This window comes from Myroides albus, from assembly GCF_009711045.1.
Classification (GTDB): Bacteria; Bacteroidota; Bacteroidia; order Flavobacteriales; family Flavobacteriaceae; genus Flavobacterium; species Flavobacterium album_A.
In genome coordinates, this window is the sequence record NZ_WMJX01000050.1 from 1 (window position 1) to 15,645 (window position 15,645).

17 protein-coding genes are annotated in these 15,645 nt (G+C 30.4%); 4 read left to right on the forward strand and 13 right to left on the reverse strand.

What is annotated here, in order from left to right; all coding sequences use genetic code 11:
• Nucleotides 1-157: 157 nt before the first annotated feature.
• Together GJV76_RS13840 and GJV76_RS13845 are read right to left on the reverse strand one after the other, a co-directional pair.
• Entirely contained in the window at nucleotides 158-1,705 is a 1,548-nt protein-coding gene (locus tag GJV76_RS13840) for a glycine--tRNA ligase (protein ID WP_155093195.1), read from the reverse strand.
• A 560-nt stretch (nucleotides 1,706-2,265) separates the two neighbouring features.
• A complete protein-coding gene (locus tag GJV76_RS13845) occupies nucleotides 2,266-2,658 on the reverse strand; it encodes a nuclear transport factor 2 family protein (RefSeq protein ID WP_155093196.1) in 393 nt (130 codons plus the stop codon).
• Between the two features lie 108 nt (nucleotides 2,659-2,766).
• On the opposite strand from GJV76_RS13845, the gene GJV76_RS13850 reads away from it, so the two are divergent.
• A complete protein-coding gene (locus GJV76_RS13850; protein WP_155093197.1) occupies nucleotides 2,767-3,099 on the forward strand; it encodes a winged helix-turn-helix transcriptional regulator in 333 nt (110 codons plus the stop codon).
• Between the two features lie 43 nt (nucleotides 3,100-3,142).
• Here GJV76_RS13850 and GJV76_RS13855 read toward each other — a convergent pair whose 3' ends face one another.
• The 10 genes from GJV76_RS13855 to arsB form a co-directional block, all read right to left on the reverse strand.
• The gene (locus tag GJV76_RS13855; protein WP_039328249.1) at nucleotides 3,143-3,691 is read right to left on the reverse strand and encodes a cysteine hydrolase family protein; all 549 of its coding nucleotides are present in this window, start codon (nucleotides 3,689-3,691) and stop codon (nucleotides 3,143-3,145) included.
• Nucleotides 3,692-3,795: 104 nt separating this feature from the next.
• Nucleotides 3,796-4,491 carry a Sir2 family NAD-dependent protein deacetylase gene (locus tag GJV76_RS13860; protein WP_317162608.1) on the reverse strand — a complete coding sequence of 232 codons (696 nt, stop codon included), beginning with the start codon at nucleotides 4,489-4,491 and terminating at the stop codon, nucleotides 3,796-3,798.
• A 12-nt stretch (nucleotides 4,492-4,503) separates the two neighbouring features.
• Nucleotides 4,504-4,647 (reverse strand): hypothetical protein, encoded by a 144-nt coding sequence (locus GJV76_RS13865; RefSeq protein ID WP_155093199.1) that lies wholly within the window; start codon nucleotides 4,645-4,647, stop codon nucleotides 4,504-4,506.
• The gene (locus GJV76_RS13870) at nucleotides 4,647-5,549 is read right to left on the reverse strand and encodes an SIR2 family NAD-dependent protein deacylase (protein ID WP_155093200.1); all 903 of its coding nucleotides are present in this window, start codon (nucleotides 5,547-5,549) and stop codon (nucleotides 4,647-4,649) included. The genes GJV76_RS13865 and GJV76_RS13870 overlap by 1 nt, the downstream gene beginning before the upstream one ends.
• Nucleotides 5,550-5,650: 101 nt before the next feature.
• Nucleotides 5,651-6,532: a helix-turn-helix domain-containing protein gene (locus GJV76_RS13875; RefSeq protein WP_155093201.1), complete on the reverse strand. Its 882-nt coding sequence runs from the start codon at nucleotides 6,530-6,532 to the stop codon at nucleotides 5,651-5,653.
• Nucleotides 6,533-6,621: 89 nt separating this feature from the next.
• Complete coding sequence (locus tag GJV76_RS13880; RefSeq protein WP_155093202.1) at nucleotides 6,622-7,035, reverse strand: OsmC family protein; 414 nt, start codon at nucleotides 7,033-7,035, stop codon at nucleotides 6,622-6,624.
• A 91-nt stretch (nucleotides 7,036-7,126) separates the two neighbouring features.
• Entirely contained in the window at nucleotides 7,127-7,963 is an 837-nt protein-coding gene (locus tag GJV76_RS13885) for a helix-turn-helix domain-containing protein (protein WP_155093203.1), read from the reverse strand.
• A gap of 42 nt (nucleotides 7,964-8,005) precedes the next feature.
• Nucleotides 8,006-8,230: a hypothetical protein gene (locus GJV76_RS13890; protein WP_155093204.1), complete on the reverse strand. Its 225-nt coding sequence runs from the start codon at nucleotides 8,228-8,230 to the stop codon at nucleotides 8,006-8,008.
• Between the two features lie 286 nt (nucleotides 8,231-8,516).
• Nucleotides 8,517-9,572 carry a succinylglutamate desuccinylase/aspartoacylase family protein gene (locus tag GJV76_RS13895; RefSeq protein WP_155093205.1) on the reverse strand — a complete coding sequence of 352 codons (1,056 nt, stop codon included), beginning with the start codon at nucleotides 9,570-9,572 and terminating at the stop codon, nucleotides 8,517-8,519.
• 68 nt (nucleotides 9,573-9,640) lie between these two features.
• Entirely contained in the window at nucleotides 9,641-10,813 is a 1,173-nt protein-coding gene (gene arsB / locus GJV76_RS13900) for an ACR3 family arsenite efflux transporter (RefSeq protein WP_317162606.1), read from the reverse strand.
• Between the two features lie 109 nt (nucleotides 10,814-10,922).
• Here arsB and GJV76_RS13905 point away from each other — a divergent pair, with 109 nt between their 5' ends.
• The gene (locus GJV76_RS13905) at nucleotides 10,923-11,330 is read left to right on the forward strand and encodes a MerR family transcriptional regulator (protein ID WP_196216232.1); all 408 of its coding nucleotides are present in this window, start codon (nucleotides 10,923-10,925) and stop codon (nucleotides 11,328-11,330) included.
• Between the two features lie 21 nt (nucleotides 11,331-11,351).
• Here the strand turns inward: GJV76_RS13905 and GJV76_RS13910 are convergent, their stop codons facing one another.
• Nucleotides 11,352-11,726: a magnesium transporter gene (locus GJV76_RS13910; RefSeq protein ID WP_317162607.1), complete on the reverse strand. Its 375-nt coding sequence runs from the start codon at nucleotides 11,724-11,726 to the stop codon at nucleotides 11,352-11,354.
• Nucleotides 11,727-11,954: 228 nt separating this feature from the next.
• On the opposite strand from GJV76_RS13910, the gene GJV76_RS13915 reads away from it, so the two are divergent.
• Both GJV76_RS13915 and GJV76_RS13920 read left to right on the forward strand, forming a co-directional pair.
• On the forward strand, nucleotides 11,955-13,085 hold the full coding sequence (locus GJV76_RS13915) for a hypothetical protein (protein ID WP_155093208.1): 1,131 nt from the start codon (nucleotides 11,955-11,957) through the stop codon (nucleotides 13,083-13,085).
• Nucleotides 13,072-15,012: a hypothetical protein gene (locus GJV76_RS13920; protein WP_155093209.1), complete on the forward strand. Its 1,941-nt coding sequence runs from the start codon at nucleotides 13,072-13,074 to the stop codon at nucleotides 15,010-15,012. The genes GJV76_RS13915 and GJV76_RS13920 overlap by 14 nt, the downstream gene beginning before the upstream one ends.
• Nucleotides 15,013-15,645 lie beyond the last annotated feature (633 nt).

The window sequence follows — 15,645 nt, forward strand, 5'->3', positions numbered from 1 at the left end:
AAATTTAAAAATACTCTAGGTTTATAGGGGTCAAAACAAGATAGACTAAAAGAAACATTGGAAGACTACATGAATAACTCTTTGTAAATCTATTCAAAACACTACATACAAATCGACTATGATATCGTTGTATTTGTATGTAGTGTACCGTTTCTTTTTACATGGCTCTTTTTAACCAGTTTTTTATTGATACTTCCTCATTGATTAGCGTGCGAAGGTCAACAATTGCAACGCGATCTTGCTTCATCGTATCTCTGTGACGGATGGTAACTGTTTTGTCTTCTAGTGTTTGGTGATCCACTGTAATACAAAATGGAGTTCCGAGTGCATCTGCACGGCGGTAACGACGTCCTACAGCATCTTTTTCATCGTAAGCAACGTTGAAATCCCATTTCAAATCTTCCATGATTTCTTGTGCAATTTCAGGTAGTCCATCTTTTTTTACAAGAGGTAGAATAGCCGCTTTTGTTGGAGCTAATACAGCAGGTAATTTCAATACTGTTCTTGTTAAGCCGTCTTCTAGTGTTTCTTCTTGCAGTGATTTAGAGAATATAGACAAGAACATGCGATCCAACCCAACAGAAGTTTCCACTACATAAGGAACATAAGAAGAATTTGTTTCGTTATCAAAGAACTGTAATTTCTTTCCAGAGAATTGCTCATGTGCTTTTAAATCAAAATCCATTCGAGAGTGAATTCCTTCTAATTCTTTAAATCCAAAAGGAAAATTAAACTCAATATCTGTTGCAGCATTGGCATAGTGTGCCAATTTCTCATGATCGTGGTAACGGTAGTTTTCTGCTCCCATACCTAATGATAAATGCCATTTCAAACGCGTATCTTTCCAATACTCGTAGTATTTCATCTCCTCTCCTGGTTTCACGAAAAATTGCATTTCCATTTGTTCAAATTCACGCATACGGAAAATGAATTGGCGTGCTACAATTTCGTTACGGAATGCTTTTCCTGTTTGAGCAATACCAAAAGGAATCTTCATACGTCCCGTTTTTTGAACGTTTAAGAAGTTGACAAAAATACCTTGTGCCGTTTCTGGGCGCAGGTATAAATCCATCGCTGTATCAGTAGAAGCACCTAATTTAGTTCCGAACATCAAGTTAAATTGACGCACTTCCGTCCAGTTTTTAGAACCAGTATCCGGATCTGCAATTTCCAACTCTTCGATTAAGGCCTTTACATCCGCTAAATCTCCAGAATCTAATCCGCGAGCCATGCGCTCCAAGATTTCTTTTTTCTTTGCGTAATATTCTACTACACATGGATTTGTCTCAATAAATTGCGCCTCATCAAAAGCTTCTCCAAAGCGTTTTTTCGCTTTTTCAATTTCTTTTAATGCTTTTTGGTGTAACTTTTCACAGTAGTCTTCAATTAAAACGTCTGCTCTATATCTTTTTTTACTGTCTTTGTTGTCAATTAAAGGGTCATTGAATGCATCAACGTGACCTGAAGCTTTCCAAGTGGTTGGATGCATAAAGATTGAGGCATCAATTCCCACAATATTCTCGTGCATTTGTACCATGGATTTCCACCAGTACTCTCTAATGTTTCGCTTTAACTCTACACCGTTTTGAGCATAGTCATAGACTGCGCTTAAACCATCGTATATTTCACTAGATGGAAATATGTATCCATACTCCTTTGCATGCAAAATAACGTTCTTAAAAATATCTTCTTGTTGTGATACCATAAAATAATAAATAATTAAATTGAACATAAATTGCTCTCTATAGAACCTTTTATTCTAAAACCATACTGATTCGTGATTTATCCAATAAATTCATTTTTCACATTTGGTCAAAAAACCAACACGCGAGACTTTTACTATCACAACTTTTTAGTTAGATGGTTGAAGTAAAAAACATGAAAAATCTATAGAGAAAATAATATAACTGAAATACTTTTAGCTAGTAAATGCTTAAGTATTAAAAAATAAAGAAAGACACAATATCGCTATCTGGGTAACGATTAGTGTAAGAAATGCGAGAATTTATAGTCTTTTTAGACATAAAGTTTGATTTAAACTACTTTTGAAAATAAACAAAATCAAGGATTTTAATAACTATTTATCAATACATTAGAATAAACTAATTGAAAAAAAACATACTTTATAAAGTAATAATCCTTGTTTGCTAAAAAGCAAATATAGAATAAAAGTCACATCAAACATTAACTTTTATTGTAAAAAGTTAAAAGGAATACCACAAGAAGGTATTCCTCTATTGGTTTATTTTTTTTGGTGAAATTCTATTATTTGCCCCAAAAAACATCTTCTTCTTCTTGATTGTCAGAAAACAACCATATTTCTACAATCTTATCTCCTTCTATTTTAAATAGGTCAATACCAAACATATTGATAGTTCGATCCTCCACAGTACCCGTAAAATTTAAGGGCATAGAAACAAGATTGCCATTTACCATCAAAGAGCCTTTGGGAACTAAAGAGAACGTTCCTTTCGATACTTGCATCATTGCATTAAGCATCTCTCCTATTGATTCAACACCCATTTTTACTCCAGAAAATTGATTATTACCAGGTTGATGCCATTTAACATTTGAATCAAAAAAAGAAAATGCAGTTGGAATATCACCTTTTCCCAGTGCATCAACATAAGCTGCTACTACTTCTATTGGATTTTTCATACTTTTTTAAATTTATTGTTATACGAATTAAATTAATATTTTACTTTTACACAAGTACCTACCTATGGGTTAGGTACTAACTAATTAGTTAGAATAACTGATAATCAAATGGAAAAAAACCTAAAAAAAATAAATACATCAGATGAGAATTGTCCAGTAAGGAAAACAATGTCTCTTGTAAGTGGAAAATGGACGCTATTAATATTATTTCAGATTAATGATAGAACTATACGATATGGGGAACTAAAGAAAACAATTCCTGGTATAAGTGAGAAAATGCTTATTCAACAGCTAAATTTTTTAGTCAAAAATGAATTTGTTTCCAAAAAAGCATACCCAGAAATTCCCCCTAAAGTAGAATATACCCTCACAAATCTAGGATTGAAAACACTTCCAATTATAGAGCAATTAGCTAAGTTTGGGCTAGAAAATTTGAAATAAGCAAAAGCTGGAACATCATATTCCAGCTTTCTATTAAATCTAATTAAGCAGACAAGTATTCTTCTGAAGTTACAACATTGGCGTAAAAAAATGTCAATGCTGCTAAAAACGCTGTATGAACTTCTAAAGCTGGTACTGTTTTTCCGTCTAATACTTGATCTCTTGAAGCGCAAGCATCTGAAATCACCGTACATTCAAAGCCAAAATCTTTTGCTGCTCTTGTTGTTGCATCTACACACATATGAGACATCATTCCTGTAATCACAACTTCAGTAACTCCCTCAGCTTTCAAATAGGCTAACAAATCAGTTTCTCTAAAACTATTGGGATAATTCTTCTTAATTAATTTCTCCCCTTCTAGTGGTTTTACATTTTCATGAATCTCTGCCCCATTTGTTCCTTCATGGAAAAAAGGGATATTGCCTTGAACTGCAAAATGCTGAATATGTGCAATAGGTAAATTATGTGATCTAAAATGATCAATCATTTTTCGTGCCTTTAAACTAGCCTCTAAAGATCCCACCAGTTCCCAAGCTCCGTTTTCAAAATAATCGTTTTGAATATCTATTACTAATAATGCTTTTTTACTCATAATTATCTTTTTTATATAATTAAACATCTGACACAAATCTCTTCATAATAATAATTAAAACAGCTACCCAATCAAGCATTTAAACTACCATTTTGATAAATTAATCAGCAACCATTAAGCCCTACAATCTCGCTTAAGCTTTGTCCAATATCACCATCTAATGCTATTGACTGTGAATCAATCTCAATAGGTACATAAATCTCTCCTTTATTAAAAGTTATATAACAAACATTAGAATTGTAATAAGTGAAATTCATAAATGGTTGTTTTATCAATACATTGCGTAAACCTACTCCTAACTCCAATAAAACAATTTTCTTTTGCTTATTCTTAGCTTGATCCAAAAATGTCCTATATTTTTGGTTGTTCTCTTGCCAAGTAGCTCCCTTTACAAAATGAGAATCAACCTCTATATTAAGTTTCATATTGCCCCCACATTTAGGACATTTGGGCACAAGTTTGGTTGGTATACTCCCATTTTCTTGCTTTGCGTAAAACGCCAATAATTTTTGTTCGGCATCATAAAGTGTAACATGACAAGCAGTTTCGCATTGCATAAAACGACAATTACCCTCTATCTCAAATATAGCATTCGGATCAAATCCAGAATTTATAAAATGTGAATCAATATTTGAAGTAACAACAAAATAAGGCTTATTCTTAACTAAGGACAATAGCTGTTGCATAACCTGAGTAGGTTCTCTATCTACAGTAAAATAATGATACATCTTACTATAAAACGCCCATTTTTGCTCCTCTTTAGAAAACTGATGGAAACAACCTTGTATAATACTCTTTATTGCATTGTTTTTTTAAAAATCACTGAAATAATCATTAAAATCTTGATTATCAGCAAAAATATGAATACCCTGAGCAATAGACAGTCCATTGCTAGCTCCAATTAATACCATATCAACTTGTAAAATAGCCTTTCTAGCGCGTATGATACTATCCATTAATATACACGTGAAGGGTTGAAAATTTTCTCCGAATCAAAATGATCTACGGGATCTATAGGCTTATTTAGAAGCTGCTTCAAAATAATTGAAATATCATCACTCAATGCCAAACCTTTAGAGGTAATGATTTCAGGCACAATTGCATGTTGAGGATTTAATGTTGCGTAAAAAGCATTGGGCAATTGGTAAACCATGCTTATAAATGGTTTTTTTATAAACATAGGAGTCATTAATCCTACTCCTAATTCCAAAAACAAAATACGATCTCCTGCGTGCTTTTCAATAAAATCATAATACAACTTCATTTCTTGTTGGTAGTAATTTCCCTCTAGAAAATTTCTTGATCGTATCCAGGCATCCATATACCCACCACATTTAGGACATCTAGGAATTAAAGCGTCTGTGAGCTTATCTGCCTCTATGTATTTGCTTAACTCTAATGTTTGTTCTTTGTTGTCATAAATTTGATCATGACAACGTTTCTTACATTGCCAGTAGCGCCAATCTCCTTGAATTCTTGTAATTTTGTTAGCATCAAAAACTCTATAAAATTGAGCGTCTTGATTCGTTGTTGCTATATAGTAGTTTTTACCCTCCAATAAGGCTGCCAAATCCTTATAGGTCTCTCCTGTCTCACAATAATGAATATAATGCGACAAACGAATCAACATGGCCCAATGTTCCTCTAAAGTGTGATGAGGATCATATAGACCATCAAAAAAATTATAAAACCCGTATTTCTTTTCTAAATTACCTGCAATCATTTGAAATACCTCATCATGCTGATAGTAAAACTTAAACCCTGAAGCAGCAGACATACCAGAAGCTCCTCCAACAACAATTGCATCAGCAATAGCTATTTGCTCTTTTAAAATATCTATTTGTTCTTGAGAAATCATATCCTTTAATTGTTCAATTATTTAAACAACTAAAGTACTTTGTTGGTATTAGAAGTAGAATACCAATCAAATTCTATATCCTACCAATTTGATAAGACCAATTAAATGTCTTTCTCTATTTCGTTGTGCTCCAGTAGAAACTCTCGTGTAGTCATACCCGTTTGTGTCTTAAAGAATCGCATTAAATGATTTGGCTCAGAAAAATTTAATTTATAAGCGATCTCACTAACTGTCATGGAAGAATGAATCAAATAGTTCTTAATTTCAACTAACAACCTCTGTTTTAATAAATAGGTTGCTGTTACATTAAACTGCTCTTTTACAGCCGAATTCAATAAAACTCTACTTATCCCTAGTAATTCAGCATAATCATTTACTCTATGTTTTTTTTCAATATGCTTTTCCATTAAATATTTAAATTGAAAAGCATAATGTTGCTCTTGCCTATCTACAGATAAGGAATTTAACGTTGCATATTCTCTATTTAATTTATGCAAAATATAATACAACAAAGAACGCACAATATGTATACTGTCAGATTTTGTAAAAACGAGCTCTGTTTTAATCTCTTGGAGTAATTTGCAATAAATGTCAATACTATCTCGTTCTAAACTTATTTTTAAGGGAAAATGAAACTGATGAAAATAAAGCAAACGATAAGAAAATAATTTGTCTTCAAAAAACTCATTTAAGAAATCCTCTTGAAAAAGTAAAACAGTGAATTCTAAATCCTTCGATGTAAAATTCCACTGCCGTTTTTGAAAAGGAGATATAAAAACAATACTATTATCTGTGAGTTCAATTCTTTGGTGATTTAATACAAGATATCCCTGAGCTTTTTTAAAAAAAATAACCTCAAAGAAATCCGTATTAAATGGTATATTTTTTAAGTAACTTCTATTTATATCATTGCCCTCTATATGCAGAACGTTTAATAAGAATTCAACACCACACTCCGTTTTATGAAATTTTAAAGTTTGCATATAGACAAGATTATTTAATTAACTTGATTAAAATGGTTGATTAAAATCTCTAATCAAAGAAAAGAGATTTTAATCATTGCTAAGATATTCTATAAAAGTTGAGCATTAACTTCTATTTCTACTTTTAAAGCATTTCCTACTGCACACATTTGTTTTGCTTTTATAACGTAATCTTGAAATTCGTTATCGGCAATGCCTGGTATTTTTGCAACTAAATTTAAAGTTGAGCTAAGTATAACATTGTTGTTTATTCCGATAACAACCTCAGTTTGCAATGATTCGGCACTTATCCCTGCTTGAGATAAAATATAACTTAAAGTCATATTAAAACATGTTGCATGAGCAGATCCTAATAGTTCTTCTGGATTTGTTATGGGTTGACCACTTGCCTTAGCAAAGACTGGCTTATATTCTACTCCTTCTAGAGTGGAATTCTCTCCCTTTAAAAATCCATTTCCTTCCTTAAAATTTCCTTGCCAAATGGCTGTAACAGTTGATTTCATCTATTTTATTTATTACTATTTATAAGACAAAATTACCCATGTATCACTTTTTAATCAAGAGACATATTTCTCAAAACACAGCACTTTTTTCTTATTTGTTATTCCTGTTTCTAAAATTTAAAGGTGTTTGTCCTGTTTGTGATCGAAACAGACGAACAAAATAGGACTGATCCTGGTATCCTAGTTCTATTGCTATCTCCTTTACAGTAAGCATTGTATTGGATAATAAACGCTTAGCCTGAAGAACAATTCTATTTTTTATAAATGTGTTGGGAGCCATTTTCTTCTCACTCACAATCTTGCGATTCAACGTCTTTGCCGTTACATTTAGCAGTGCTGCATAATCTGATACACTGTGATAGGTCGAAAAGTTTTCTTCAACAAGTTGACTGAATTTTCTACTTAATTCATCCTCTCCACTACCTAAACCTTTTTGATTGGGATTTTGATTGAGCCACATTCTGCTAACTGTAATAATTAACTCCTTTAACTTGGTTCGAATCATCTCTTCCGTCCAATAATCTCCTTGATTCAATTCTGTCTTTATTTCAGAAAATAAGTTGTCTAAAATATCAGAATCTTTTTGAGCTATATTAATAGAGGGGGTATCATAAATATTATTAAATAAAATACCATCACAAGTCAACTCATTATCGTGAAAAGCGATACAATAGAATTCAGAATTGAAAATAATAATCTCACTTTTGCTACTAGGATTTAGAGAAAATCGCTGTCTCGAATCTAGAAAAAAAAGAGTATCCTGTTTAACCCCAATCTCTTTAAAATCTATAGTTAACACACTGTCTGCTTTTACATTCATGATCAAATAACATTTATGTTTACTCTTACATGAAGAATGCAATGCTTGAATATCCATAAACGAATCAAATGTATAATACCCAATTCCCTTATCTCCAAAAAATCTCATAGTATCAAATAAATTCCTCCTTTTTAATTCGAATATTTAATTTCAATTATTATTATCAACTTTTACATTATAAATAGCACTATAAAGTAAAAACAAAAAAGGAGGAATAAAAAACTCATTTTTAACCGTATCACTATCAAAATGATTATGCGTTACTAAAACCAAATCCAAACTTTCTACTATTTCTGAAATTGGAATAGGTAAATCAACCAAAGGGCTATTCTGTTTTCTAGCTACTGATATCAACCCGCCCTTTGGATAAAGCATCGGATCAACTAAAATTTTATACCTCTGTAATTAATAAGTGTGGTTGCATTTCAAATGGATTGTATGCTTTTGTTATTTTTTGTTTGAGCTTGTAATGCTATAGATGTGAAAAATATAAACACATATAATCTACTTATCAATGTACTTGCTTTATTAATTTGTACAAAAATATCTTTCAAAAATATTTCTATTTATACCAATTACATATAAAATTATACCATTTTGATAACGATTAACGAAGTGTTCACTTACTCAAGTATTTCATTTACAAAGTATAAAATACATACTAATTATCTTGTACTTGATAACCAATACAAAATAATGTTTCTCCTTTATTAACAGGAGGAGTACCAACCTTATAAAGAACAGTACCACTCTCTGGAGCCGTTATTTTTTGAATTTCGTTTCCAAATATATCAGTAATATAACCAATCTGCTGGTCTTTAGTTACCTTATCCCCAGCTTTTACATCACTATAGAAAATTCCCTGAACAGGAACAGATACATAGGCTTGTCTATTGTAGTAAATTTTTGCCGATTCTACAGGTTTAACATTCTTATTTTCATACATGTCCAATTCCTTCATCATACGATAGATAGCATCCTTGGTCATAGAAACTTCTTCTTTATTCCAATTTCCTAACCTTCCAATTTCTATACTTAAACTAGCAATTCCTAATCTCACCGCTTGCTTAAAAGCATACATCGCAGGTTTTTCAGCTGGTAGAATATAAGGATAAGAAACCACTGTATCAAACCCGCTAATTTCACTCAATCGCAAAGCAAGTGCTGTTTGCTCTTTAAATTCTTTATTGTCATAATAACACATAAAAGGAATAAGATCTTCACCTACATCTCCCCCATGCATATCTAACAATACATCAGTAACTCCAAATACTTCTTTGGTCATCCAATCTGCCATTACTTCACTAATTGTTCCTGTAGCGCTTCCTGGAAATACACGATTAAGATTAAGATTATCCAACGGGTTTACAAATGGTGTTCGCTTATAAAAGGGCTCTACATTAACAATCGGTATAATAATCAGATTACCTTTTAATTTTTTCGGGTCTATTTCTTTCTTAATTTCCAAAAGAGACAGTATCGTAGGATACTCCATGCCGTGAATTCCCGCTATAATGGTAAAAGTAGGTCCCTTTTCTACTCCATTAATAAAAGTAACAGGTACATCTACTGAAACATCATCGATAGTACTTACTTTAAATATCTTGTCTATAACAACAGGTCTTCCTAAATTCACATTTTCTTTTAACGTTTGGTTTTGAGCTTTTGTCGTTTGAGACAAGAATAATACGAATACTAAAAAAAATATTTTTTCCATCTTCAGTTTTTAAATAATAAGATTGTAAATATAATAAAGTCAAAAAAGAGAGTCTAAGGATAAAATACCTACTTTTTCATCATTTCATCTTTAAGGTTATCCCCTTCATTTCCTTTAAAAAAGCGCTTTTTGAAATAAAGACTCAAATGCACAAGACCAATTAAAACTGGCACTTCTACAAGTGGTCCTATGGCTGTAGCAAATGCCACTGGTGATGCAATACCAAATACTGAAATTCCAACAGCAATCGCCAATTCAAAATTATTGCCAGAAGCCGTAAATGCTAACGTTGCACTTCTGCGATAATCCACTCCCAGACGATGCGTTATAAAGAAACTCACCATAAACATAATGACAAAATAAGCTGACATAGGTAACGCAATCCAAAGAACATCAAAGGGTTGAGTCAACATTCTTTCACCTTGAAGGCTAAACATTACAAAAATTGTAAAGATTAACGCAATAACAGCAAGTGGAGCAATTTTAGGTAGATAGTTATTTTCATACCAATTATTGCCCTTTATTTTTACAAGAAAAATTCGTCCAAAAATTCCCAATGCAAAAGGGATTCCCAAATAAATAAGCACGCTATTGAAGAGTTCTTTAAACTTCACATCGACAATCGTGCCCTCCATTCCAAAATACGGTGGTAAAACTGAAATAAAAATCCAAGCATAAAAACCAAATGTTATAATCTGAAAAATGCTGTTTAAAGCTACAAAAGCAGCACCATATTCACTGCTTCCCCCTGCTAGGCGATTCCATATAAGAACCATAGCCACACAACGTGCTATTCCTACAAGTAAAAGGCCTGCCATATAAAGTGTCCATCGATCATCAGGACCAATAAATGTTGGAGCGATATAGGCAAAAAATACTATCGCAAGAGCAAACATGATTAAAGGACCTATAATCCAATTTAGTAAAAGCGAAAGCCATAATGCTTTAGTATCCTTAAATACTTTGGGTAATAGCTCAAAACGCACCTCTGCCAAAGGCGGATACATCATTAAAATAAGTCCTAAAGCAAGTAAAAGATTGGTATGTCCACCAATTGTAAATGCCATATTTATAGCTTCTACAGAACGCTGAAAAAGATGGCTTACACCAGCACCTAAAAGCATTGCTAGAAAAATCCATACCGTTAAATATTTATCTAATAAAGAAATGTCATTGGATATCTTATTAGACTCACTAATTGCTGTAGAGCATTTTTGTTTCATCATTTTATTTGTATTCATGTAAATTTATTAAAGTAGACTCATGCCTACTAGTTTTGTTTATATTTGCAAATATAAACCGTGGAGTATAGTCCACTGTCAAGTAAAAAATCAAATAATTTTATCAAATATGTTAATAGGCGAGTTAGTAAAACGCACTGGATTATCTAAAGACACAATCCGTTTTTATGAAAAACAGGGACTTATCACAGTTGACAAAAAAGAAAGAAGATCAAATAACTATAAAGAATATTCGGAAGAAACATTTCAACGTTTACTGTCTATTAAGTGGATAAAAGATTTAGGTTTTACCTTAAATGAAGTACTTGAAGTACTTGATATGATGGATGCAAATGAAGCGTCTTGTCAAAATATGACAGAAAAAATAACAGAAAAAGTAAGCCGTGTTGATTCTAAAATCAAAGAATTGCTAAAAGTACGTGCCATGCTGCTCAATGGTTTAAAAACGTGTTGCAGTACTTCCAATATTAAAATTGAAAATGAAAATTGCTGCCCTATAATTATTCCTAACAAATAGTTCTATCACAGTAATTTTCTTTTAAATTCCAAAATACCAGGAAGCAAAAGATAAATAGATCAAAATACCAATAATATCACAAGCTGATGTAATTAATGGAACACTTGCAGTAGCAGGATCAATTCTAAGCTTTGTCAATAAAAATGGAAGTAACATTCCAAGTAAACTCCCAGTCACTACTGTAATTACCATAGAAATAGCTAAAACAGGTGTAACTGAAGGTGCTTGAAAAAAAGACAGTAAAGACACGCCCAATGCCATTGTAATACCTAATAATAAAGAGACAAAAAATTCTTTCCCAAACAATCTAATCCAATCTTTTGTTTTTACATCTCCAACTGCTAATACTCGAATCATCAGTGTGGCTGATTGTGAACCCGCATTACCACCTATCACTAGGTTATATACTAAGCCATTGATAAAAGGCTTTTTAATCGTTTATTCTAACTAAAGTAATGATTGCACTTACTATTAAATCAAAAAAATATTTTAAGCAATACAACCAATAACAGATTCAGCAATTATAGTATTAATCTAATTTAAGTTTACTCATTTTTTTACATAATCAACTATTTTTTTACTCATCAAAGTTTTATTATTTTATTTTAGCGTAAAATTTTAAAAATGTCATTCTTTAGAAAAAATAGTATGTGGCTAAACTATTTAGCAAAAAAAGAAACTAAATCTAATCATCCTAATCTATACGACAGTACTCTAACAAAAATAACAGATAAGTTTAGTGATCTTTTTTCACATAAAAACAGTTGGTTTACAGTATTTCTATTAGTCTTTTTGTTTTTTTGTTCATCAATGTTTATAGACATTAATACAATAAATATTGTCAACTTAGATATTGCAACAGTTAAATTATTAGTGGATCAACGCACAACTAACATAACTGGAATCATAAGTATTTCGCTAGTAGTTGTAGGTTTTTTGATCACTAATTTAGCTATTAAGAATCCAACAACTTTTGCCTTATTGTTTAAAAAGTCTTTATTGTATCTAACCATATATTTGACCTTATCTACAATTATTTGTTTTATTATTTTATCCACTTATAGAGAAACACTTGCTGAGTTTTATTTTACACGAATGGTTTTGGCAGGAACATATTTATCATTAATTATTATAATACTAATTGGAGTCTTATTTAGAAAAATAATTTTGTTTAGTAACGAAAACGAACTCAATAAACTTTTAGAAAAAGAATTAATAAAAGTGGCTAAAGAGGAGCTAAAACTTAGCTTGGTAAAAGCGAACAGTTTCAAAATATATAAGCGAAAAATTGAAACTTTGGGGCTAAAGTATGCTGATAATACAATTTTAATTGATTTTAATCGTCTATTATATCATAATCCTAAAACAGAATATAAAGTAAAAAATAAAAGTAAGTATTTGATAGATGTAAATCTTCTTTTATTAAAATGGTTGATACAATCAAGTAAAATAAAAATTGAAAGTTATTCGGGAGTAACATTATTTAAACAAAATAATATAGAGCTTAATACTATTTTTAAACTTAAGGAAAACGAGAGACTTTCATGGGTACATAGAATACTTTTACCTTTCTTAACATTCAGAACATCAAATAAAGAATTAAGTTATACGAATATTTATCTAGATGATATCAAAAGAAAAGTATTGCAATCAGTAAAAAATAATAACAGTACTGAACTAGATAAATCTTTAAATACTTTATTAGAGCTTTATAAATTACAAATTGAAACTGAAAAAAAACATGAAGGAAGATAAATTTAGTATTGATATCACTACAGGAATTGAATCAACGATATGGAAATCAATTGAAGAATCGATTCATCTCAAAAATATTGAGAGTTTTGACACCTTAAATGATTTTATAAGTAATATATTATTTATTAGTATTAGAGAAGATTCTTTATCTAATTTTACAAAATATATTAACTTTCCCGCATCTTATATAAAGACATCAGACAAATTTTTAAAAAGTAATATTTCATACAATGAAATACATACCTTTTGTATAAAAAGAGTTTTAGAATTATATCATTATATTTTAGATATTAAATTAACCTATCCAATCTTTTTAAATTCTCCCGATGTAGATAAAATAGATATCAATAATCTGAAAAGAATTAACGAGTTTATATACCTAACAATTAATTCTTTTAATAGACAATTATATAACTGTATTCAAATAAAAAGTTTACAAGTTTTTAAAAAATGTTATACCAGTTTTACAAAGATAAATAATCTTGATAATACCCACATACTCCAACATTTTAAAATTGCTTACTATACGCATAAAGACTTAGAAACAGATGATGAAAATCAAAAAATACTAAATAACATTTATTCTGAAGTTAATAAATTCTCAGACTATCTTTTACATGTCAAAATAGGTTTAAAATATTGGTCTATATTTCTATTTTCTAAAAATATAATTGATTTAACATTTACTAAAGAAATATTTGATACGATACATTTTCATTTATCCATAGCAGAATTAATAAAAAAGATTATAGATTTAAGAGATCTGCAATTTAGTGGATACTTAGAATGGACTAATTGGGATTATATAGAACGGGAATCAGGAGTTTCCTATTATCCACCAGATCCCAGAAATTGGTTAGTTTTTGGGCTTTTAATCGATTTAATTAGAAAGGGAGTTACCGAGCTACAGTTCCAGCAATACTCATATCAAGATAAAAGAAAATTACAAGATTTATATAATTCTTTTGTAGATAAAATTCATGTTTTTAGAAATAATTTTGACCATTGGAAAGAATTAATAAAATGTAAATCAATAGAAGAACTAGAAGAAAGAGCTGAATTAATTATATCTTTTTTTGAAAATATAAATCAAGATGTAAATATTGAAAGAATAAACGCTATATCAGAAGCTGTTTTAGACGAAACTAAAGTCGATAATTTTAAAGAAACATTAGAAGCTAAAATTAAAAAGGATTCATTATTTATTAATGTAATAAAAAGTTTTGTTGAACAAGAAGATGTTGAACAAGAAGATGTTGAACAAAAGCTATTATATATGGCTAATCTCAAAGGAGTATTTATTAATGGAGAACACTCTTTTAATCTACCTGGTACAGAGTCAATTCTAGGTCAACAATTTTCTGAAATTTTTGATGATGAAATCCTCTCCTTTTTAAACGAAAGAAGAGAAGAGGTATCCTACTTTGGTGATAATTTATCGGAAGCGATAACAAATTGTATTACCGATTTAGTACAATTAGATAGAAAAGTAACTTCAGCAATTATATCCTCTGAAGATTTTTATAATATATCTGAAAGACTTTATTCAAATGAAAACTTCATACCAAATAATGATCCTGCACTTAAATTTTTTATTGGTGAATTTAAGAACATAAATATTTATCTAACTAACAGTAAACAAGCTGTAGGTCAGGTTTTATTATGGGATCAAGATACCATATCCTTAAATTTACGAACATTAGAAGTTAATGTAGTAGAGTTAACAGATGCAGAAATTAATACTGAATATCAATTTAACAAGCACAAATGGAATAGAAACACTGATGGAACTCCACTAGATGAAAAGACTTCAAAGGCTTTAATTAAAAATGGAGTTAATATTAGTCTTATTATTGATTATGAAATAGTAATAACTGAACAAAGTACCATTATACTAACTGAAATTAAAAGACATACTCCTGATTAAGTTTATTTTTGTACTTTAGTGAAATAGTTTTCTGAAATATTTAATATCTAAATATAACAAGCTGGAAATTCCTATTGCGTTCTTTGGTATGATTCATCTAAAAGATATCTTGGTATGTCTCGCTGACAAATGGTTGAATAATAAAAATCTACTAGGTATGGAAACAATAAAATCAATTACAACTAACCTTTCACTAAGTTATATACTAAGTCTTTTAGGAAATCTACTTGTTTCATTGAGTTTCGGTATCGAAGGTGAGTTGACCGAAATAATCTGAAAGGATGAATATATTTAAAGAATAAAATAGGAAACCTGGTTCGATACCGGGGCTCACCGCATAAAGAAAGGTTAGTGATTGCTAACCTTTTTTATTTCTATTAATATAAACGATTTATTCGAACCCTATCATAACTAAAAAATTAATATTGATTTCTAATTCATTTTGCAAATCAACATTTCATTCTAACGCCAACCAATGCTTGATTATTCCAGTAGTACTAAGCACTCCAACTCTCCACATAAATTAGTTGTTTAACCTAAAAAACAACTATTATGGACAATCAAATCACAAAAGAAGATTTAAGGCTGTTTAGTCGTATGCACCCGAGCAAGTACATCTTGTGAGATATAATT